The organism is Paraburkholderia bengalensis (assembly GCF_037126505.1).
Classification (GTDB): domain Bacteria; phylum Pseudomonadota; class Gammaproteobacteria; order Burkholderiales; family Burkholderiaceae; genus Paraburkholderia; species Paraburkholderia bengalensis.
In genome coordinates this window covers 24118-44688 of record NZ_JACFYJ010000029.1, presented here as the reverse complement: position 1 = coordinate 44688, position 20571 = coordinate 24118, and the positions used below count along the sequence as shown (strand labels likewise).

Genomic DNA, 20571 nt, shown 5'->3' with positions numbered 1-20571 from the left:
TCTACCCATCAGATGTCGAGCGGCGCGCAATCCGCCGCGCGCATCGCCTCTTGAAGCAGAGAACACAATCTGACGCATTTTATTCCGCCTGCTTTTCGTCAAGCCGACACATGCACGCAAATCGGCCTTGCCCCTTTACTAGCGCAAGGTCAGCGCATCGGCGGCACGCATCAGTCCGTGCGTGGTGGCGCGTCCCGCCAGCACGTAACGCCTGCCGTTCGCCGTCCACGTGAGGAGCCGCACATCGCCGACCCGTTGCCCCGCCCAGTGCGGATCACTGCCTGCGAACGGCGCTGCCGCCGAAACCAGCACGACGGCTTCGCCATCGGCATTGCGGTAATCGAGTATATCGATGCTCGCAAGCACGTTCGGATGCCGCGTTCGCGCACCGACGAGCGTCAGGCCTACGGACGCGAGATCGACGGCATGCGGATCATTGAGCGTGGCGGCGGGCACCTCGCCGGCGTGCCGCGCGGAGCTGCGCATCAGCGCCATCACCGCGGCGGCATCGAGCATTTCCGACGATACCCGCGACGCAGCGAACCACCCGCTCGCCGCCAGCACGGCCAGCACGACGCCGATCACCGCCATGCCCACCCGGCGCACGAAAAACCGGTGCATCTTCGTGCGGAAATCGATCGGTTGCGCCCGATTGACATGAGGCTCCCGCAAGCGCTGCGGGAATGCGCCTTCAAACACGCTGCGCATCTGCATGTTCAGTTGCCGGTAGAAGGCGATCCGTTCGGCTTCACGCGGGCGCGATCCCAGATAGCTGCGCACGCGCGCCGCCCGTTCGGGCGGCAGACTGCCGTCGGCGAATGCCTGCATGTCGGCTTCAGTGAGCGGCGTGTCGGGCGGTGGACGGGTGCGGGACATGATGGTTCGATCGTGCGGATTTCGGGCTTCTGCTGCGCTAACAGAAGCGCTGCGGCCTTTATTCCATCGGCTTTTGACAATCCATTCGTCAGACATAAGCCCAAAAGTAAACGCGCCGCATGACGAAAAGCCATGCGGCGCGTTGCGAGAAACTGACGACGCTTACTTCGCCGAAACGTCGATATTGCCGAAGTACTTTTGAGCCAGCGTCTTGACCGTGCCGTCCGCCTGCACCTTGGCGATGGCGGCGTTCAGCTGGTCACGCAGCGACGTATCGCCCTTGCGAATGCCGAACGCGATCCCGCTGCCGAGTATCTTGTCGTCGCGCACGGGCTGGCCGACGAAGGCGAAATCCTTGCCGTCGGGACGCGACAGGAATCCTGTTTGCCCCGCCGGCGCGAGCACGAGCGTCGCATCGAGGCGCCCGGCGACGAGATCCGTATAGACCTGGTTCTGGTCCTGATACGGCACGACCGACACGCCCGCGTTCTCCCAGTGCGCCTTCGCATACGTTTCCTGGATCGACGCCTGCAGCACGCCCACACGCTTGCCCTTCAGCGACTCGGGCGTCGGCTGCAGCCCGCTGTCCTTGCGGGCGATCAGCTGCGTCGGCACGCGATAGATCACGTTGGTGAAGTCGATCGCCTGACGGCGTTTTTCCGTTGCGTTCATCGCCGAGTTGATCGCGTCGAACTTGCGACCCTGCAACGCGGGAATCAGCCCGTCGAACGATGTTTCCACCCAGCTGCATTTCAGGTTCGCCGTCTTGCAGACAGCGTTGCCGATGTCGATATCGAAGCCCTGCAACTCACCGTTCGGTCCTTTCGATTCAAACGGCGGATATTGCGCTTCGAGCCCATAGCGCAGCGACGTCGCATCGGCGGCAAGCGCCGAGCCCGTCGCCACCGATGCGAACGCGCACGCCAGCACCAGCAGATTCTTCACAAGCTTCATTTCGATCTCCTTCCCCTTGGTTTATGCGGTTCACCGTACATCGGACGGCGTGGCGATACGCCGATGCTCGAGTACGGGCAGACGATTGCGCGCTTCGTCGAGCGCCCTTTGCGTAAGCATCGCGAGCGCGATGCCGGGTTCGTCGTCGCGCCGCGCGAGCACTTCGCCCCACGGCCCGACGATCATACTGTGGCCAAAAGTGCGCCAGCCATTCGAATGCGTGCCGCACTGGCCGGACGCCAGCACGAATGCCTGATTCTCGACGGCCCGCGCGCGCAGCAGCAGCTCCCAATGCGCGAGGCCCGTCGTATGCGTGAAGGCGGCAGGCACGGCGATCACGTCCGCTTGCGGGCCCGCGCGATACAGCTCGGGAAACCGCAAGTCGTAGCAGACGGACAGGCGCAACGCGCCGAACGGCCCCTGCGCCGTGCCGATGCTGTCGCCGCCGACCATCGTGTCGCCTTCGGCGTGCTGCTCGGCGCCCTGATTGAAGCTGAACAGATGAATCTTGTCGTAGCGCGCGGTGCACTGCCCCGACGGATCGAACACGAGCGACGTGTTGTACGCGTGCGTGCCGACTTGCGGCCCGTGCGACGGCCGGATCGGCACCGTGCCGCCGATCAGCCACGCGCCCGTCTCGCGCGCGAGTTCGGACAGCGCCTGCTGAACGGGCCCGTCGCCAAACGTCTCGGCGATCGCGACGCGCTGCATTTCGTCGTCGCCGATCCAGCAGAAGTATTCGGGCAGGCAGATGAGCGTCGCGCCTTCGCGTGCCGCCTGATGCACCCAGCGGCGCGCCTCGCCGAGATTGTGCGCGACGTCGGCGCTGCTGCTCATCTGCACGACGGCGGCCTTGACGGATTGCTGCATCATCGCGTGCTCCTCAGATATCGCGCAAACGCCGCGCGCCTTCGATCAGCGTCGCGTCGTCCTTCGAAAAACTCAGGCGAATCAGGCCCGAATCGGTGCCGTCCGTATAGAACGCCGACAGCGGAATGGTCGCCACCTTCGCGTCGCGGATCAGGCGCAGCACGAAGTCGCTGTCGCTTTCTTCCGAGAAACCGCGAAAGCGCGCCAGCATGAAAAAGCTGCCTTCGCTCGGCAGCAGCTCGAAGCGCGATTCGCGCAGCTCGCGCGCCAGCAGGTCGCGCTTGCGCTGATAGAAATCGGACAGACCCAGGTAGCTCTGCGGATTAGACAGCGCTTCGACGAACGCGTATTGCATCGGCGTATCGGCCGAAAACACCATGAACTGATGAACCTTGCGGATCTCGTCCATCAGCACGGCGGGCGCGAGGCAATAGCCGACGCGCCAGCCCGTCACGTGATACGACTTGCCGAACGACGACACGATCACGCTGCGCTCCGCCAGCTCGCGATGACGCGCCATGCTCTGATGCTTCGCGCCATCGAACACGACGTGCTCGTAGACCTCGTCGGACAGAATCACGATGTCCGTGTTGCCCGTCACGGCTTTCAGGCGCTCGATGTCGGCGTCGCTGAAGATCGACGCGGTGGGATTGTGCGGCGTGTTGACGATGATCATGCGCGTCTTCGGCGTGATCGCGGCGGACACTTCGTCCCAGTCCACGCGAAAGCCGTCCAGCGACAGCTTGATCGCCACGGGCGTCGCGCCCTGCAGGCGCACGATGGGCGCGTAGCTGTCGAACGACGGCTCGAAGTAGATCACTTCGTCACCGGGATGCACGAGCGCGCTGATCGCCGAATAGAGCCCTTCGCTCGCGCTCGCGATCACGGTCACTTCCGTCGACGGATCATAGTGCACGCCATAGAGCGTTTCGACCTTGGCGGCGAGCGCCGAGCGCAGCGCGCCGATGCCCGCCATCGGCGCGTACTGGTTGTGACCCGCGCGCATCGCCTTGGTCACGCCGTCGACGAGCGCTTCGTCCGGCGCGAAATTCGGCGCGCCCTGCGACAGGTTCAACGCATTGTGTTCGGCGGCTAGTTGGCCGATGACCGTGAAAATTGTCGTGCCGACGTCCGGCAACTTCGAGCGTGCTTGCAAGGCGCTCTGCATGAGATTCCTCCTTCTCGCTGCAATTGGCGGGCCGCGCGACGCGACAGGCCCGTTCAGTTTGAACGATTAGGCAACAAGGCGCGCATGAGAACAATCGAAAGTTTGTCATGCGCGGCATGCGTTTGGCTCATGCGCGGCGCGAGTTCATGCCGGCGGGCAAACAGATTAAAACTGCGCATGTCTTTGATGCAGCGCCAGATGCGCGAGATGGGCGCGATGCGCGTGGAGGCTGCACATCGCACGGGTATGAAATGGAGTGATGCGCCGCTGCGTTTTCGTGATTCGTATGAAGTTAACGCGAGGCAGCACCGGACGCGCGCCGCCCCGCTCGCACGACTATTCGTGCTTCATTCGTCCATCAGACGCACCTTGACCTTCTTGCCCTTGACCTTGCCTGCGCCCAGCTTGCGCAACGCATCGCGGGCGATGCTCCGCTCGACGGCCACGTAGGTCGAAAACTCCGTCACGTTGATCTTGCCGACCTGTGCGCCGCTGAAGCCCGCGTCGCCTGTCAGCGCGCCCAGCACGTCGCCGGGACGGATCTTTTCCTTGCGGCCGCCGAGAATCTGCAGCGTTTCCATGGGCGGCAGCAGCGGTTCATCGCTCGCCGCCTTCAACGACGAAAGCGGGTGCCATTCGACATCGCGCCCCTGCGCTTCTTCGATACTGCCCACGCGGCCCATCTCGTTCATGCTCGCGAGACTGAGCGCCCAGCCCTCCTGATCCGCGCGGCCCGTACGGCCGATGCGATGCACGTGCACTTCGGGGTCCGGCGTCACGTCGACGTTGATAACGGCTTCGAGCTGCGCGATGTCGAGGCCGCGCGCGGCGACGTCGGTGGCAACCAGCACCGAGCAGCTGCGATTCGCAAACTGGATCAACACCTGATCGCGCTCGCGCTGATCGAGCTCGCCATGCAGCGCGAGCGCATGAAAGCCCTGTGCGCGCAGCACGTCGAGCAGGTCGCGGCATTGGTTCTTCGTGTTGCAGAACGCGATCGTGCTGACAGGCCGGTAGTGATTCAGCAGCAGACCGACGGCATGCAGGCGCTCGTCTTCCGTGACTTCGTAGAAGCGCTGGCGGATCTTGCTGTCGTCGTGCCGCTCTTCGAGCTTCACCTCCTTCGGGTTGCGCAGGAACTGCTGGCTCAGTTTCGCGATGCCCTCGGGATACGTGGCGGAGAACAGCAGCGTCTGCCGCTCTTTCGGGCATTGGCGCGCTACCTTCGCGATATCGTCGAAGAAACCCATGTCGAGCATGCGGTCCGCTTCGTCGAGCACCAGCGTGTTGAGCGCGCCCAGCGCGAGGCTGCCGCGCTCCAGATGGTCCATGATGCGCCCCGGCGTCCCCACGACGATATGCGCGCCGTGCTCGAGGCTCGCCGTCTGCGGACGCATGGGTGTGCCGCCGCACAGCGTCAGCACCTTGATGTTCTCTTCGGCGCGGGCAAGGCGGCGAATTTCCTGCGTCACCTGATCGGCAAGTTCGCGCGTCGGGCACAGCACCATCGCCTGCACGTCGTAGCGACGCGTATCGAGCCGCGCGAGCAGCGCAAGCGAAAACGCCGCCGTCTTGCCACTGCCCGTCTTCGCCTGCGCGATCAGATCGTGACCGGCAAGCGCGATGGGCAGGCTGGCGGCCTGAATGGGCGTCATCTCGGCGTAGCCGAGTTGCGCAAGATTGGCGAGCGCGGCGGGCGAAAGCGGCAGTTCGCTAAAAGGTCGGGCCTTGTCGGTCATGTCGATATGCGGTCTTAGTTGTACGGGCGGCCTTCGATCTGTTCATAGACGATCGTGCCGTCGTCGGCATCGAATCGTTCGACGTAGTTGCGCGCGCCGCACATCGGGCAGCGAAACAGCAGTCCCTGTCCTTCGTTCTTGATAACGACGTCGGACAGTTCCCACTGTGCGCCGCAGCTCTGGTTGATGCATGTGAACACGGTGATTCTCCAGCGTGAGTCCTCCGTGCGCTGTCTCCCGACGCGCGAAGGCTTATAGACAATAGGTTTACCTGTATATATACGTAGTAGAAGTTAACAAGCGCACCGCTTTTCTGTGGATAACACAGGTTTACCGAAACGAATCAGCGTTTTGCGGGACCCATAACCCCGCGTGGTCGATGTGCGCAGCCGACCGCGTTCGACGAACAACTTTTTCGGCCCGAACGCGCGCGCAGAGTTACCCCGTTTACGTCCACATCGATTCCACACGCGTTTCGCCCGGCTATCCCAGTGGTTATCCACTGCTTGCTGTGTATAGACGGGGACAGGCGGGAGGCGGGCGACTGCTTCGATGCGGATGTCTGGTCAGGCGGCGAGACGGAGCCTCGCATGCCGCAATTCTAGCGGATGCGCCAATCCGGCCCGGACGATGGGACGGCGAGAGAGCGAGAAGCGAGAAGCGAGAAGCGAGAAGCGAGAGCGAGTGTGCTAGTGAGCGGCCCGCGCGGTCGCGGGCGTGTGAACCGTCTTCAGCGTATCGGAGGGAAGCACGCCGAAGAGCTTGCGATAGTCAGTGGCGAACTGGCTCAGATGCCAGAAGCCCCATGCCGCCGCGACATCCTGCACCGTACGCTCGCCCGGCACCGCGCCGCACAGATCGCGGCGCGCGCCGTTCAGGCGGATGACACGCAGATAGCTCGCAGGCGCGAGGCCCAGCACATCCTGAAAGCAATATTGCAGCGTGCGCCGGCTGACGTGCAGACGCTCGCACAGCTCCGGCACGCCGACAGGGCGCTCGCGATTCGCGAGCGCGTAGTCGCGTGCTTCCGACACGATCCACTGCCTGCGCGGGCGCGCGGGTACCGCCACGGGTTCCGGGCCCGTCGCCGCGCAAAGTTCGAACAGCGCGGACAGCACGGACGTCTGCACGTTGCGACGCGCCCGTTCGGACAGCACGGTGTGCGCCGTACCGTCGAGCACGTCGCGCAACAGCGCGCAGAAACGCGTCCTGGCGCTGCTATCGACCGGGATGGTGCCCCCATGCGCGGCGCGCGCGACGAGATCGTCATGCTCGACGGTCGACGCGTGACGCTGCAGCAGCTCGTCGCGCACGACCACGCCGAATATCGCGTAGTCGCCCGGCGTCAGCAGTTCGAATTCGACGCCGCCGCGCTGGAAGGCGAGCGATCCACCGCGAATCGGCTGCGGGCCGATGCGGCCCGTGCTGTCGTCGGCAGCGGGAATGCCGAACCAGTCGCTATCGGGCGGCACTTCGCAAGTCTGCCGCAGCGACTGGCTCGTTGTCTCGCAGAACACGTGCATGCCGTCGAGATGCAGTCCCGTCAGCCTGCCGACGAAGCGGCCCGGCGTCAGCTGGTCGTACGTCTGCGTCCAGCCGTGCAGGTTGCGCGCCTGCTCGTCGGCGTCGTGCGCGACGCTGGTCTCGACTCGGCACGCCGCGGCGGCATGCCCGGATAGAAGATCGGTCGTCATATGGGGTGTCGAGGTTGGAGATGCACCTGCATGTGACAGTGAACCAGACGGGCACAGTGCGACGCAAGTCTCATGCCGAACGGGCTGTTGCGCATTCTCCGTTGCGCACGGCCGCGCGCTGTTCATTCGATGAACATTCGTGTTCGAGTTGCTCACGGATGCAACGGTGCCGGTGAACAACACGCCGCACGCGCCGCGCCGCGTGCCTCGCGACAGTGCCGCATGCACCGGCATCGGCCGCGTTCGCGCCGATGTTGGCACGCTTCTGGCGATCAGGGAGTCGGCCAGCGGATCATCGCGCAGCCTCGTGAGATATCGCGGCGAATACATCGACTACCTGAACATGTGAGGAGCACACAGATGAACCACGCAGAAATGAAGTTTCTGACGACCGAGTTTCCGTACAAAAAGCAGTACGCGAATTTTATCGGTGGCGAATGGGTGAAGCCTGTCGGCGGTGAGTACTTCGACAATATTTCGCCGATTACGGGCGAGCCGTTTACGTCGATTCCCCGCTCGCGCGAAGCCGACATCGAACTCGCGCTGGACGCTGCGCATCGCGCGAAAGCGTCGTGGGGCAACACCTCCACCACGGAGCGCGCGAACATCCTCAACCGGATCGCCGATCGCATGGAAGCGAACCTGCAGCGTCTCGCCGTCGCCGAGTCGATCGACAACGGCAAGCCGCTGCGCGAAACGATGGCCGCCGACATTCCCCTCGCCATCGATCACTTTCGCTATTTCGCAGGCGTCGTTCGCGGACAGGAAGGCGGCATTTCGGAAATCGATCACGACACGGTCGCGTATCACTTCCATGAGCCGCTCGGCGTAGTCGGCCAGATCATTCCGTGGAATTTCCCGATCCTGATGGCAACGTGGAAGCTCGCGCCGGCACTCGCGGCGGGCAATTGCGTCGTGCTGAAGCCCGCGGAACAGACGCCCGCCTCGATCCTCGTGCTGATCGAACTGATTCACGATCTGCTGCCCGCTGGTGTGCTGAACGTCGTGAACGGGTTTGGCCTCGAAGCGGGCAAGCCGCTCGCGTCGAACAAGCGGATCGCGAAGATCGCCTTCACGGGCGAAACCACGACGGGCCGCCTGATCATGCAGTACGCGAGCCAGAACATCATTCCCGTCACGCTTGAACTGGGCGGCAAGAGTCCGAACATTTTCTTTGCGGACGTGCTCGACAAGGACGACAGCTTCTTCGACAAGGCGCTGGAAGGCTTCGCGATGTTCGCGCTGAATCAGGGCGAAGTGTGCACGTGCCCGTCGCGTGCGCTGATCCAGGAGTCGGTGTACGACCGCTTCATGGAGCGCGCGTTGAAACGCGTTGCCGCCATCCAGCAAGGTCATCCCCTCGACACGAAGACGATGATCGGCGCGCAGGCGTCGCGCGAACAGCTCGAAAAGATCTTGTCGTATATCGATCTCGGCAAGCAGGAAGGCGCGCAATGCCTGATCGGCGGCGAGCAGAACAAGCTCGACGGCGAACTGGCGAAGGGCTATTACGTGAAGCCGACTGTGTTCCGCGGCAACAACAAGATGCGCATCTTCCAGGAAGAGATTTTCGGGCCCGTCGTTTCCGTCACGACGTTCAAGGACGAAGAAGAAGCGCTCGAAATCGCCAACGACACGCTCTACGGCCTCGGCGCCGGCGTGTGGACGCGCGACGGCACGCGCGCGTATCGCTTTGGCCGGAAGATTCAAGCGGGCCGCGTGTGGACCAACTGCTATCACGCTTACCCCGCGCACGCCGCGTTCGGCGGCTACAAGCAGTCGGGCATCGGACGCGAGAATCACAAGATGATGCTCGACCACTATCAGCAAACGAAGAATCTGCTCGTCAGCTATAGCGACCAACCGTTGGGCTTCTTTTAAGCGCAGTGCTCCTGATGGGCGTATCGCGTCGAGCGGTTCGCCCGCTTTTTCAGCGGCTCAAGCAAGGAGGAAGCGCGATGAGCGAACGAGGCGTGGCGCGTGTCGTCGCAACGGATGCAGCCGTCAAGCTGATCCAGCAGTTGGGCGCCGAGCACGGGCCGATCATCTTTCACCAGTCGGGCGGATGCTGCGACGGCAGCGCGCCCATGTGCTTTCCGTCGAATGAGTTCATGGTGGGCGCGTCGGACGTGCGGCTCGGGACGATCGGCGGCGTGCCGTTCTACATGAGCGAATCGCAGTTCGAATACTGGCAGCACACGCAGTTGATCATCGACGTCGTGCCGGGTAACGGCGGCATGTTTTCTCTCGAACGTCCGACAGGTATGCGTTTTCTGACGCGCTCGCGTTTGTTCGACGACGACGAGAACGCCTGGCTCGAGCAGCATCCCGTGAGCAAGGCGGACGCGGTTTGAGGTTGTGATTGGACGTTGTGATTCGACGCTGTGATGCGACGCTGTAATGCGACGCTGTGATACGAAGTTGTGCTTCGAAGTTGTGTCGCGTGCCCGGACGCGAGATGCGTCCGGGCACGTCGTACTTCACGCTTTCGAACCGCCGGCGATCGCATCCGGCGCGTTGGCCGACTGAAGCAGCGCGTCGCTATCGTCTTTGAGGCCGACGCCCGTCAGCCCCAGCCGGCGCGCATGCGTGAGCAGATAGTGCAGCTTGTGCGCGGCGGCTTCATAGTTGAGCCCTTCCGGCCGCACGTTCGAAATGCAGTTTCGCTGCGCGTCGCTGCATCCGACTTTCGGCGCATACGTCAGATAGATGCCGAGGCTGTCGGGCGAACTGAGACCTGGCCGTTCGCCGATCAGCATCACGACGAGCTTCGTCTTCAGCAACTCGCCGATCTCGTCGCCCAACGCGACGCGCGATTGACGCGCCACCACGACCGGGCCGATTTTCCAGTCGCCGAGGCGCTTCGTGATGGCCTGCAGAAACGGGATCGACTGCTTGGATGCAGCGAACGCAGAGAGCCCATCGGCGATCACAAAAACCACATCGGGCGTGTCGCCTTCCGTGGCGGCCTCGTGCAACAGTTCGCGGCTCTCGTCGGACAGGCGACGTCCCAGATCCGGCCGCCGCAAATAATGCGCGCGATCGGGCGCCGCGCTGTGCACGTCGAGCGACGCGAAGCCATGCGCACGCAACTGTTGATGCAGGACGTCGGCGTCAAGGGGATGATGGACGGCGTCGCGCGCCTGCGCGTGCGACAGATTGAATGCGAGCAGCGGCGCCGTCGGCAGACTGTTTCCTGCGCGGCCCAATGCGATACGCGCATTCGTGAACGCGCGCAGCGTCTGCCATGCGTTCTTTTCGATCGAATCGCTCATGCGATGCCCATCCATTCGCTCGCGCCTTCCAGCAGCGGCTGACGCGCAGGCGCATTGATGAGCGCGCCGCGCGTGTCGGCGATCTGCATCGACTCCAGCCACTCTTCGAATTCCGGCGCGCGACGCAAGCCAAGCACATCGCGCACATAGAGCGCGTCATGAAACGACGTGCTCTGATAATTCAGCATCACGTCGTCTGCGCCGGGAATGCCCATGATGAAATTGATACCCGCCACGCCGAGCAGCGTCAGCAGATTGTCCATGTCATCCTGATCGGCTTCCGCGTGATTCGTGTAGCAGATGTCGCAGCCCATCGGCACGCCGAGCAGCTTGCCGCAGAAATGATCTTCGAGACCGGCGCGCGTGATCTGCTTGCCGTCGTACAGATACTCGGGGCCGATAAAGCCCACCACGGTATTGGTCAGGAACGGATTGAACTGGCGCGCGACGGCGTACGCGCGCACTTCGCACGTCTGCTGATCAACGCCATGATGCGCGTTGGCCGACAGCGCGCTGCCCTGCCCCGTTTCGAAGTACATCACGTTGTCGCCGACCGTGCCGCGCTTGAGCGACAACGCCGCTTCGTACGCTTCCTGCAGCAGCGCGAGCGTGATGCCGAAGCCCGCGTTCGCCTGCTCAGTGCCGGCAATCGACTGGAACACGAGATCGACGGGCGCGCCTTTTTCGATCGCCGAAATCGTGTTGGTCACGTGCGTGAGGACGCACGACTGCGTCGGCACCTGATAGCGCGTGCGGAAATCGTCGATCATCAACAGCAGATTCGTGATCGCGGCGAGGCTGTCGGAGGCGGGATTGATGCCGATCATCGCATCGCCGCAACCGTACATCAGGCCGTCGATCATCGATGCCGCGATGCCCTTCACGTCGTCAGTGGGATGATTCGGCTGCAGACGCACCGACATGTGTCCCGGCAAACCGACCGTGTTGCGAAAGCGCGTGATGACGGGCCGCTTGCGCGCGGCGAGAATCAGATCCTGATTGCGCATCAGCTTCGACACGGCCGCGACCATTTCGGGCGTGAGACCCTTCGTGATGCGCACGAGCGCGTCCGTATCGGTCGAGTCCGACAACAGCCAGTTGCGAAACTCGCCCACGGTGAGATGCGAGATCTCTGAAAATGCCTCGGGCGAATGCGTATCGACGATGAGCCGCGTGACTTCGTCGCGCTCGTACGGAACCAGCGCTTCGTTCAGGAACATGCGTAGCGGCACGTCCGCGAGCGCCATTTTCGCGGCGACGCGTTCCTCCTCGCTCGCCGCCGCGATGCCGGCGAGCTGGTCGCCGGAACGCAGCGGACTCGCCTTGGCCATCAGGGTTTTCAGATCGGCGAAACGATAGGTGCGGCTGCCGATTGTCTCCGTGTAACTCATCTTGTGTACTCCATCGCCGCGGCGATTGCGCGGCGTAATGCACGTAGTGCACGTGTTGCAGGCGCGTCGGCGTTCAGGCCGGCATCATTCTTCGAGCAGCACGTCGGCGGGCGCGACTTCGCGCTGGTTGCGCGTCATCAGGAAGTAGCCGTACCCAAGCGCGACGAACGCAGCGAATACGACGGCGACGAGCAGATTGAAGTAGATCATCGTCGCCAGCGAAATCACCGCCGCGCCCAGCGCGAACGCAGGGAAGTACGGAAACAGCGGCGCGCGGAACGGACGCTCCATATTCGGCTCGCTGCGGCGCAGCTTGAAAAGCGCCAGCATGCTGATGATGTACATCACGATAGCGCCAAATACCGACATCGTCACGATATTCGCGGTCAGCGTCTGTCCGCCGAACTGGATCAGCTCGTCGCTGTAGATCGCGGCGATGCCGACCACGCCGCCCGCGAGAATCGCGCGATGCGGCGTCTTGAAGCGCGGATGCACCTTCGACAGCCACTCCGGCAGATAGCCCGCGCGCGCCAGCGCGAAAATCTGCCGCGAGTAGCCGAGGATGATGCCGTGGAACGACGCAATCAGACCGAACAGGCCGAGCCACACGAGCATATGCATCCAGCCGCTGTTTTCGCCGACGATGTATTTCATCGCTTGCGGCAGCGGGTCGTTGATGTTCGACAGCTTGGTCCAGTCGCCCGCCGCGCCCGCGAACACCATCACGCCGATAGCCAGCACGACGAGCGTCAGGATGCCCGTCACGTAGGCGATGGGAATCGAGCGCTTGGGGTTTTTCGCTTCTTCGGCGGCCATCGCGACGCCCTCGATGGCGAGGAAAAACCAGATGGCGAACGGAATTGCCGCGAACATGCCGTGGAAGGCGCCCATGCTGAACGTGTCGGAACCCGCCCAGCCGCCCTTCGTGAAGTTCGACCATTGAAATCCCGGCGACACGACGCCCATGAACACCAGCAACTCGAAAATCGCGAGCAGCGTCACGCACAGTTCGAACGCCGCCGCGATCTGCACGCCGACGATGTTCAGCGCCATGAACACGAGGTACGCGCCCATCGCCGCGTGCTTCGGCTCGAGACCGGGAAACTGCACATGCAGATACGCGCCGATCGCAAGCGCGATGGCAGGCGGCGCGAACACGAATTCGACCAGTGTCGCCGCGCCCGCGATATAGCCGCCTGTCGGGCCGAACGCATGGCGCGCATAGGCGAACGGGCCGCCTGCGTGCGGAATCGATGTCGTCAGTTCGGTGAAGCTGAAGATGAACGTCGTGTACATCGCGGCGATGAAAATCGCCGTGATGACGAAGCCGAGCGTGCCGGCGCTCGCCCAGCCATAGCTCCAGCCGAAGTACTCGCCGGAAATCACGAGGCCGACGGCAATGCCCCAAAGCTGCCAGGTGCCGAGCGTCTGCTTCAGCTCGTGATGCGTGACGCTGCCTTTGTGCTGGGTTGTCGACTCTGGTTTCATCGGAGGCTCCCTTTTTGAAGTTGCCGGTTGACGGGCGCGCGCTGCGGGTCAGCATCGCGGCCGCCTTTACCGGCGGTCATCTGGCGATGGTAGGAAGCCATAAATCGAGGTGTTATCGAAAATCGGCAAAGTTGCGGCGGCCTTGCATGCGCATGTCCGGTGAATCCGCGTTAAGCCGTCGCTGAATAGCTGCGAAAGTTCGCAGGATTTGGTAAATCGCCGCGTGCTATCGTGTTCGGTGTTTTTCAACGCCTGTTTGCCCGCTCGCCATGAACGATATCGGCCACCGCGCCCGCTACGCCGCCCGGCTCGCCCGCGTGCGCGACCCTATCTACGATCATCTCGACGAACCGCTCGATATTGACCGGCTGGCGGACATTGCGCGCCTGTCGCCGTATCACTGGCACGGGTTCTTTCAGTCGATGCACGGTGAGAGCGTCGCGACGACGGTACGCCGGCTGCGCTTGCACCGCGCAGCCGGTTTTCTCGTGAACGGCACGATGCCCGTTGCAGAGATCGCCGCGCGCACCGGCTATAGCAGCTTGCAGTCTTTCACGTGGACGTTCAGCGCCATGTTCGGCATGCCGCCCGCGCAGTATCGGAAGGCGGGAAACGCATTAGCGGTTCCGGCCGTGGGTTGCGGGCTCAGGAGGTCATCAAATGACGATGAGAGATGTGGTGATTCGCGAGATCGAAGGCTTCGACGTGCTCACGGTCGATCATGTCGGACCGTACATGCAGATCGGCAAGGCGTTCGACACGCTGATGGGATGGCTTGCATCCCGCGGCCTGCTGTCGAACGAGATGCGGATGATCGGGATTTACTACGACGATCCGACCGCCGTGCCCGAGGGCGAGCTGCGCTCCAAGGCGGGCGTGTGGCTGCCGCGTGCCATCGACGTATCCGGCGATGCGCTGGTAAGCGTGACGTCGATCGCTGGCGGCAAGTATGCGGTGTTGCGGCACAAGGGGCCGTATGCGGATATGGTGTCGGCGTATCAGTGGCTGTACGGCGAGTGGCTCGTCAACTCGGAACACGAGGCGGCGAATGCGCCTGTGTTCGAAGAGTATTTGAATAATCCTAAGGAGACCGCGCCCGCCAATCTGCTGACGGACATCTGCTTGCCGGTGGTTTAGGAATAGTCCGTGCTGCGCTTCGCGAGGCGTAGTTCGGGAGAGCACCAATGCCACGCTATCGGGATCTGAGCGGTGAGTCCGGAGTGGTCGCTTATGAGAGCGCTCAGGACGCGATTCTCGTCGCCTTCAAGGACGGGAAGATCTACCTGTACAACTACGCCGCTACAGGACAGCGGGATGTCGAAGAGATGAAGCGACGCGCGGCTCGCGGGCGCGGGCTGTCGACGTACATCTCGCAGGTGGTACAAGACCGGTACGCGAAAAGACTCGCGTGAAGTTGGTGACGCAATAAAAACTCCAACCGGCGAATGACGGTTGGAGTTTTTGTCGCTGCGGGGTCGGTTCGGTGTTTTGTGCCTGCGAAGAACTCGAACGACGATCAAACGTCGATATTCCCCGCCCGCAGCGCATTGCTCTCGATAAACGCGCGACGCGGTTCGACCTCGTCGCCCATCAGCGTCGTGAAGATACCGTCGGCGGCAATGGCGTCCTCGATCTGCACGCGCAACAGGCGCCGCACGTTCGGGTCCATCGTCGTTTCCCAAAGCTGCTCGGGGTTCATCTCGCCCAGACCCTTATAGCGCTGCTTCGAGACATTGCGCTCCGCATCGGCGATCAGCCATTTCATGGCGCTCTTGAAATCGCCCACAGCCATGCTGCGCTCGCCGCGCTTGATCACGGCGCCCTCGCCGATCAAGCCCTTGAACGTGTTCGCCGTGTTCACGAGCTGCTGGTAATCGGCCGTCAGCTGGAACTCTTCGTCGATGACGGAAACTTTCACGTTGCCATGATGACGGCGCTCGACGCGCAACGAGCGCAGTTCGCGCACCGGGTCGTACATCGCGATTACGTTGACTTCGGGCTTGAGCGGATCGTCGCGCAGCTTGGCTTCGAGCGCGCGCGCCGACGCTTCCGTCGATTGCTCGCTCGACAGGTCGACCGTCACGCCGTCCATCACTGCGCCGAGTGCGGCTTCATCGTAAAGCTTGCTCAGACGATCGACGACAGCCTGTGCGAGCAGATAAGAACGCGCCAATTCGCCGAGCGCGTCACCAGCGATCGGCGTCGCGTTTTCTGACGGAATCAGCTCAGAACCATTCAGAGCGAGACGCAACATATGCGCGTTCAGCTCGGCCGTGTCCTTAAGATAACGCTCGTCCTTGCCCGCCTTTACCTTGTACAGCGGCGGCTGCGCAATGTAGATGTAGCCGCGCTCGATCATCTCCGGCATCTGACGATAGAAGAACGTCAGCAGCAGCGTGCGGATGTGCGCGCCGTCGACGTCCGCGTCGGTCATGATGATGATGCGGTGATAACGCAGCTTGTCGAGGTTGTAGTCTTCCTTGCCGATACCGCAACCCAGCGCGGTGATCAGCGTGACGATCTGCTCCGACGACAGCAGCTTGTCGTAACGCGCCTTCTCGACGTTCAGCACCTTGCCGCGCAACGGCAGAATGGCTTGGAATTTTCTGTCACGGCCCTGCTTCGCCGAGCCGCCTGCCGAGTCACCCTCGACGATATAAATCTCAGACTTCGCAGGATCTTTCTCCTGGCAGTCCGCCAGCTTGCCCGGCAGTCCGACGCCGTCCAGCACGCCCTTGCGTCGCGTCATTTCGCGCGCCTTGCGCGCGGCGTCACGAGCACGCGCGGCATCGACGATCTTGCCGCAGATGATCTTCGCGTCGTTCGGCGTTTCCAGCAGGAATTCTTCGAGCGCCTTCGCGACCACTTCTTCCACGGGCGCGCGCACTTCCGACGACACCAGCTTGTCCTTCGTCTGCGAGCTGAACTTCGGCTCGGGCACCTTCACCGACAGGACGCACGACAGACCTTCGCGCATGTCGTCGCCAGATGTCTCGACCTTCGCCTTCTTCGCGATTTCGTGATCGGCAATGTACTTGTTGATCACGCGCGTCATCGCCGCACGCAGCCCGGTCAGGTGCGTGCCGCCGTCGCGCTGCGGGATGTTGTTCGTGAAGCACAGCACGTTTTCGTTGTAGCTGTCGTTCCACTGCATCGCCACTTCGACGCCCACACCGTCCTTCTCGCCGACGATATGGAAAATGGTTGGATGCAGCACGGTCTTCGTCTTGTTGATGTACTCGACGAAACCCTTCACGCCGCCGACAAACGCGAAATCGTCTTCCTTGCCCGAGCGCTGATCCGTGAGACGAATCCGAACGCCGTTGTTCAGAAACGAGAGTTCGCGGATGCGCTTCGCAAGAATGTCGTAGTGATATTCGACGTTGCCGAAGATCGTCTCATCGGCCATGAAGTGGACTTCAGTGCCGCGGTTTTCCGTGTCGCCGACAACGGGAATCGGCGACAGGCGTTCGCCGTTCGCTTCTTCGATCACGCGGTTCTGCACGACGCCGCGGTGGAATTCCATGAAGTGCTTCTTGCCGTCGCGCCGCACGGTGAGGCGCAGCCACGACGACAGCGCGTTCACGCACGACACGCCCACGCCGTGCAGGCCGCCCGACACCTTGTAGCTGTTCTGATCGAACTTGCCGCCCGCGTGCAGTTCCGTCATCACGATTTCAGCGGCGCTGCGCTTAGGATCGTGCTTGTCGTCGCGCTTGATGCCCGTCGGGATGCCGCGGCCGTTGTCGGTCACGGAGATCGAGTTGTCGGCGTGGATGATGACCTGAATGTCGTCGCAATGACCGGCGAGCGCTTCGTCGATCGAATTGTCGAGCACCTCGAACACGAGGTGATGCAGACCCGTCCCGTCCGACGTATCGCCGATGTACATACCCGGCCGCTTGCGCACGGCCTCCAGACCTTCGAGGATCTGAATGGACGAGGCGCCGTAGCTGTTATCGGGTTGCGAGTTGTTCGTATCAGTCATGAATTTCTTCCGGATCTGCGTTACTGCTTCGTTACTGCTCGAGGCTTTTCAAAACACCATAAAAACACCAAAGGGGCGCTGCGCCCCTTGATGTGTTCTTCGTGTTGGACGCGTCAGATGCGCATCGGCATCACCACGTATTTGAACTCGTCGTTCTCGGGAATCGTGATCAGCGCGCTCGAACTCGCGTCGCCGAGGCTCACTTCCAGCATGTCGACCTTCAGGTTCGCGAGCACGTCGAGCAGGTACGTGACGTTGAAACCGATGTCGATGCTGTCGCCCTGGTACGGGATTTCGAGTTCTTCCTGCGCTTCTTCCTGGTCGGCGTTGGTGGACATGATCTTCAGCTGGCCCGGCTCGACGATGCAGCGCACGCCCTTGAACTTGTCCGAGGTCAGAATGGCCGCGCGTTGCAGCGAGCGCTGCAGTTCTTCGCGACCGATCACAAACGTGTTCTTGTGCGACTTCGGGATCACGCGCTGGAAGTCGGGGAACTTGCCTTCGACCAGCTTCGACACCAGCTCGACGCCGCCGAACGTGAACTTGACCTGGGTCGGCGCGATGTCGATCTTAAGGACGTCATCGATGTCTTCCAGCAGACGTTGAAGTTCGAGAATCGTCTTACGCGGAATGATCACTTCCTGGCGCGCAAACGAGCCTTCGATTTTCATCGACGAGAATGCGAGACGGTGTCCGTCCGTTGCGACAGCCATCAGCTGATCGCCGTCGACCACCAGCAGCATGCCGTTCAGGTAGTAACGGATGTCCTGCTGCGCCATCGCGAAGTGGACCATGCCGAGCAGCTGGCGGAATGTCTTTTGGGGAACCGCGAGGTTCGCGCCGAAGTCTTTGGCTTGAGCGACGGTCGGGAACTCGTCGGCCGCCAGCGTTTGCAGCGCGAAACGGCTCTTGCCGGATTGCACCGTCAGACGCTTGTCGTTCAGGGTGAGCGTGACTTGCCCGTCGGGCATTGCGCGCAGAATGTCGAGCAGCTTGCGTGCCGCCACCGTGGTGGCCACCGATTCGCCGCCGACGCCGAAGTCGGCACGCGTGGTGATTTGCAGTTCGAGGTCGGTGGACAGGAACGAGACGTCCGGGCCGTTCTTGGTAATCAGCAAATTGGCGAGGATCGGCAACGTATGACGGCGTTCGACAATGCCGCTCACGGTTTGCAGCGGCCTGAGGAGGTTATCGCGTTCGGTCTTGACCAGTTGCATAGAGTTCCTTCATTGATGTGACGGCCTGCGCGCCCTGCCCGGCAATGTTCGAGCGCGCTGCCCCGGCCCCCCGCCGGCGCCGTGCTGCGCCAGTCATGGCGTTAAATCCCGCCCGCTTTTGCCGGGCGGTTAAACCTGTATTGTGCCTGAAAATGGAAGCACTTCCCTAAATTGGGGGCGACTTGCGCAATAAACAGATCGATTTTTCCGACAGGTTCGAGTAACCCTTCGATATGTTGCGGCCCCCAATTCCGTTTTCAGCCCTTCAGCGTCTGTTCGAGCACGTGCAGCTCATGGTTCAGCTGCGCGTCCTTGCCGCGCTCGTCGGCGATCTTGCGCACCGCGTGCAGCACCGTCGTATGGTCGCGCCCGCCGAACAGTTCGCCGATTTCCGGCAAGCTCTTCTGCGTCAGCTCCTTCGCCAGATACATCGCGATCTGGCGCGGCCGCGCGATGTTGGCCGGCCGCTTCTTCGAATACATGTCGGCGACCTTGATGCTGTAGAAGTCGGCGACCGTTTTCTGGATGTTTTCCACCGAAATCTGCCGGTTCTGCACGGTCAGCAGGTCTTTCAGCGCCTCTTTCGTCAGTTCGATGGTGATTTCGCGGCCGTGGAACTTCGAGTACGCGAGAATCTTGCGCAGCGCGCCTTCCAGTTCGCGCACGTTCGAGCGCAAATGCTTCGCGACGAAGAACGCGACGTCCTCATTCAGACTCACGCCTTCCGATTGCGCCTTGCGCATCAGAATCGCGACGCGCATCTCAAGCTCAGGCGGCTCGATTGCGACGGTCAGGCCGGAATCGAAGCGAGAGATCAGACGATCGTCGATGCCCGAGATTTCCTTCGGATAGGTATCGCTGGTGATGATCACCTGCGCCTTGTTGGCGACCAGCGCCTCGAACGCGTAGAAAAACTCTTCCTGCGTACGGGATTTGCCCGAGAAGAACTGAATATCGTCGATCAGCAGCAGGTCCAGCGAATGGTAATAACGCTTGAAATCGTCGAACGCCTTACGCTGATAGGCCTTCACCACGTCGGATACGTACTGCTCCGCGTGGATGTAGCGGATACGCGCACCCGCCTTGTCCATCAACAGCTGATTGCCGATCGCGTGGATCAGGTGCGTCTTGCCGAGGCCCACGCCGCCATACAGGAACAGCGGGTTGTACGAGATGCCGGGGTTGTCGGCGACCTGGATCGCGGCCGCGCGGGCGAGCTGGTTTGCCTTGCCGGTCACGAAGTTGTCGAAGGTCAGCACGGGGTTCAGCTTCGAGCGCTCGTACATCGAATCGCTCTCACCGCTCGACGCGGCGGCTGCTGCGCCCGGCCGCCACGTCCGGCGCCCCGCCGCAGCTTCGTTCGCATCGAGGCTCGGCAGGTCGAGGTCGGCGGCATCGTCCGTCAGCTGGGCGGCGTTGCTGGACGCGAGGCCCGCCATGCCGCCCGCGCCGCGCGCCGCGTGCGCGGCTTGCACCGCGCCAACGGCTGCATCGATAGCCGCCGCAGCGCTGTTCGCGCCGACCGTTGCCGGCCGCGGCGGTGCCGCCGGCGCGGCTCGCGCGCCCGCTTTCGGATCGAGGACGAACTGGACATCGACGGGCGAATGCCAGAAATCGCGCGCAAGGTCGGTGATGCGGCCCGAAAACTGGCTCTTGACCCAGTCCAGCTTGAAACGGTTCGGCGCCGCGATGCTCAGCGTATTCGCATCGGCGTCGAAGGCGACCGGGGCCAACGGTTTGATCCACGTCACGTACTGCTGGGGCGTCAATTCGCGCTCCAGCAGTGCGGAACAGTGTTGCCAGAATTCGTTCATCAAGTTGCTATCGTTATGGTTGCGCCGCTTTTCCGTCCGCGCTCTGGTCGCGGGATACGCGACGAGGCCCGAAGCTGCCAGGCGGAAAAGCCCCAGA

Annotated in this window: 18 protein-coding genes and 1 pseudogene; 6 read left to right on the top strand and 13 right to left on the bottom strand. The window is 62.5% G+C overall.

Annotation, left to right across the window (positions count from 1 at the left end):
* Positions 1-138: 138 nt before the first annotated feature.
* From H3V53_RS18745 to H3V53_RS18715, 7 genes are all read right to left on the bottom strand, one after another.
* On the bottom strand, positions 139-876 hold the full coding sequence (locus H3V53_RS18745) for an anti-sigma factor family protein (RefSeq protein WP_336599250.1): 738 nt from the start codon (positions 874-876) through the stop codon (positions 139-141).
* 162 nt (positions 877-1038) lie between these two features.
* The gene (locus H3V53_RS18740; RefSeq protein ID WP_336599249.1) at positions 1039-1830 is read right to left on the bottom strand and encodes an ABC transporter substrate-binding protein; all 792 of its coding nucleotides are present in this window, start codon (positions 1828-1830) and stop codon (positions 1039-1041) included.
* A gap of 30 nt (positions 1831-1860) precedes the next feature.
* A complete protein-coding gene (locus tag H3V53_RS18735; protein WP_336599248.1) occupies positions 1861-2703 on the bottom strand; it encodes a carbon-nitrogen hydrolase family protein in 843 nt (280 codons plus the stop codon).
* 10 nt (positions 2704-2713) lie between these two features.
* On the bottom strand, positions 2714-3868 hold the full coding sequence (locus H3V53_RS18730) for a pyridoxal phosphate-dependent aminotransferase (RefSeq protein WP_336599247.1): 1155 nt from the start codon (positions 3866-3868) through the stop codon (positions 2714-2716).
* Between the two features lie 347 nt (positions 3869-4215).
* Positions 4216-5607, bottom strand: a complete 1392-nt coding sequence (gene dbpA, locus H3V53_RS18725; protein ID WP_336599246.1) for an ATP-dependent RNA helicase DbpA — start codon at positions 5605-5607, stop codon at positions 4216-4218.
* A 14-nt stretch (positions 5608-5621) separates the two neighbouring features.
* Entirely contained in the window at positions 5622-5807 is a 186-nt protein-coding gene (locus tag H3V53_RS18720; RefSeq protein ID WP_007581925.1) for a hypothetical protein, read from the bottom strand.
* Positions 5808-6296: 489 nt separating this feature from the next.
* Positions 6297-7301 carry a helix-turn-helix domain-containing protein gene (locus H3V53_RS18715; protein ID WP_336599245.1) on the bottom strand — a complete coding sequence of 335 codons (1005 nt, stop codon included), beginning with the start codon at positions 7299-7301 and terminating at the stop codon, positions 6297-6299.
* Positions 7302-7440: 139 nt separating this feature from the next.
* Between H3V53_RS18715 and H3V53_RS18710 the strand changes: the two genes are divergently transcribed.
* From H3V53_RS18710 to H3V53_RS18700, 3 genes are all read left to right on the top strand, one after another.
* Positions 7441-7650: a hypothetical protein gene (locus H3V53_RS18710; protein WP_336599244.1), complete on the top strand. Its 210-nt coding sequence runs from the start codon at positions 7441-7443 to the stop codon at positions 7648-7650.
* Between the two features lie 11 nt (positions 7651-7661).
* Complete coding sequence (adh, locus tag H3V53_RS18705; RefSeq protein WP_336599243.1) at positions 7662-9182, top strand: aldehyde dehydrogenase; 1521 nt, start codon at positions 7662-7664, stop codon at positions 9180-9182.
* 77 nt (positions 9183-9259) lie between these two features.
* Entirely contained in the window at positions 9260-9655 is a 396-nt protein-coding gene (locus H3V53_RS18700) for a DUF779 domain-containing protein (RefSeq protein WP_336599242.1), read from the top strand.
* Positions 9656-9781: 126 nt separating this feature from the next.
* Here the strand turns inward: H3V53_RS18700 and eutC are convergent, their stop codons facing one another.
* The 3 genes from eutC to eat all read right to left on the bottom strand — a co-directional run bounded on the left by eutC (position 9782) and on the right by eat (position 13455).
* A complete protein-coding gene (gene eutC / locus H3V53_RS18695; RefSeq protein WP_336599241.1) occupies positions 9782-10576 on the bottom strand; it encodes an ethanolamine ammonia-lyase subunit EutC in 795 nt (264 codons plus the stop codon).
* The gene (locus H3V53_RS18690) at positions 10573-11967 is read right to left on the bottom strand and encodes an ethanolamine ammonia-lyase subunit EutB (RefSeq protein WP_336599240.1); all 1395 of its coding nucleotides are present in this window, start codon (positions 11965-11967) and stop codon (positions 10573-10575) included. The genes eutC and H3V53_RS18690 overlap by 4 nt, the downstream gene beginning before the upstream one ends.
* Positions 11968-12051: 84 nt before the next feature.
* Positions 12052-13455, bottom strand: a complete 1404-nt coding sequence (eat, locus tag H3V53_RS18685; protein WP_054918011.1) for an ethanolamine permease — start codon at positions 13453-13455, stop codon at positions 12052-12054.
* A gap of 269 nt (positions 13456-13724) precedes the next feature.
* Between eat and H3V53_RS18680 the strand changes: the two are divergent.
* The 3 genes and pseudogenes from H3V53_RS18680 to H3V53_RS18670 all read left to right on the top strand — a co-directional run.
* Positions 13725-14000, top strand: a pseudogene (locus H3V53_RS18680) (helix-turn-helix domain-containing protein); the annotation flags it as partial.
* A 115-nt stretch (positions 14001-14115) separates the two neighbouring features.
* Positions 14116-14592: an AraC family transcriptional regulator gene (locus tag H3V53_RS18675; RefSeq protein ID WP_336599239.1), complete on the top strand. Its 477-nt coding sequence runs from the start codon at positions 14116-14118 to the stop codon at positions 14590-14592.
* 47 nt (positions 14593-14639) lie between these two features.
* On the top strand, positions 14640-14867 hold the full coding sequence (locus tag H3V53_RS18670) for a hypothetical protein (protein ID WP_336599238.1): 228 nt from the start codon (positions 14640-14642) through the stop codon (positions 14865-14867).
* 104 nt (positions 14868-14971) lie between these two features.
* Here H3V53_RS18670 and gyrB read toward each other — a convergent pair whose 3' ends face one another.
* The 3 genes from gyrB to dnaA all read right to left on the bottom strand — a co-directional run bounded on the left by gyrB (position 14972) and on the right by dnaA (position 20474).
* Entirely contained in the window at positions 14972-17443 is a 2472-nt protein-coding gene (gyrB, locus tag H3V53_RS18665) for a DNA topoisomerase (ATP-hydrolyzing) subunit B (protein ID WP_336599237.1), read from the bottom strand.
* A gap of 113 nt (positions 17444-17556) precedes the next feature.
* Positions 17557-18660: a DNA polymerase III subunit beta gene (dnaN, locus tag H3V53_RS18660; RefSeq protein WP_054918018.1), complete on the bottom strand. Its 1104-nt coding sequence runs from the start codon at positions 18658-18660 to the stop codon at positions 17557-17559.
* 257 nt (positions 18661-18917) lie between these two features.
* Complete coding sequence (gene dnaA, locus H3V53_RS18655; protein WP_336599236.1) at positions 18918-20474, bottom strand: chromosomal replication initiator protein DnaA; 1557 nt, start codon at positions 20472-20474, stop codon at positions 18918-18920.
* Positions 20475-20571: the final 97 nt, after the last annotated feature.

Coding starts and splice junctions, on each gene's coding strand:
- H3V53_RS18745 (WP_336599250.1), bottom strand. CDS start 876: ATGTCCCGCACCCGTCCACCGCCCGACACGCCGCTCACTGAAGCCGAC.
- H3V53_RS18740 (WP_336599249.1), bottom strand. CDS start 1,830: ATGAAGCTTGTGAAGAATCTGCTGGTGCTGGCGTGCGCGTTCGCATCG.
- H3V53_RS18735 (WP_336599248.1), bottom strand. CDS start 2,703: ATGATGCAGCAATCCGTCAAGGCCGCCGTCGTGCAGATGAGCAGCAGC.
- H3V53_RS18730 (WP_336599247.1), bottom strand. CDS start 3,868: ATGCAGAGCGCCTTGCAAGCACGCTCGAAGTTGCCGGACGTCGGCACG.
- dbpA (WP_336599246.1), bottom strand. CDS start 5,607: ATGACCGACAAGGCCCGACCTTTTAGCGAACTGCCGCTTTCGCCCGCC.
- H3V53_RS18715 (WP_336599245.1), bottom strand. CDS start 7,301: ATGACGACCGATCTTCTATCCGGGCATGCCGCCGCGGCGTGCCGAGTC.
- adh (WP_336599243.1), top strand. CDS start 7,662: ATGAACCACGCAGAAATGAAGTTTCTGACGACCGAGTTTCCGTACAAA.
- H3V53_RS18700 (WP_336599242.1), top strand. CDS start 9,260: ATGAGCGAACGAGGCGTGGCGCGTGTCGTCGCAACGGATGCAGCCGTC.
- eutC (WP_336599241.1), bottom strand. CDS start 10,576: ATGAGCGATTCGATCGAAAAGAACGCATGGCAGACGCTGCGCGCGTTC.
- H3V53_RS18690 (WP_336599240.1), bottom strand. CDS start 11,967: ATGAGTTACACGGAGACAATCGGCAGCCGCACCTATCGTTTCGCCGAT.
- eat (WP_054918011.1), bottom strand. CDS start 13,455: ATGAAACCAGAGTCGACAACCCAGCACAAAGGCAGCGTCACGCATCAC.
- H3V53_RS18675 (WP_336599239.1), top strand. CDS start 14,116: ATGACGATGAGAGATGTGGTGATTCGCGAGATCGAAGGCTTCGACGTG.
- H3V53_RS18670 (WP_336599238.1), top strand. CDS start 14,640: ATGCCACGCTATCGGGATCTGAGCGGTGAGTCCGGAGTGGTCGCTTAT.
- gyrB (WP_336599237.1), bottom strand. CDS start 17,443: ATGACTGATACGAACAACTCGCAACCCGATAACAGCTACGGCGCCTCG.
- dnaN (WP_054918018.1), bottom strand. CDS start 18,660: ATGCAACTGGTCAAGACCGAACGCGATAACCTCCTCAGGCCGCTGCAA.
- dnaA (WP_336599236.1), bottom strand. CDS start 20,474: ATGAACGAATTCTGGCAACACTGTTCCGCACTGCTGGAGCGCGAATTG.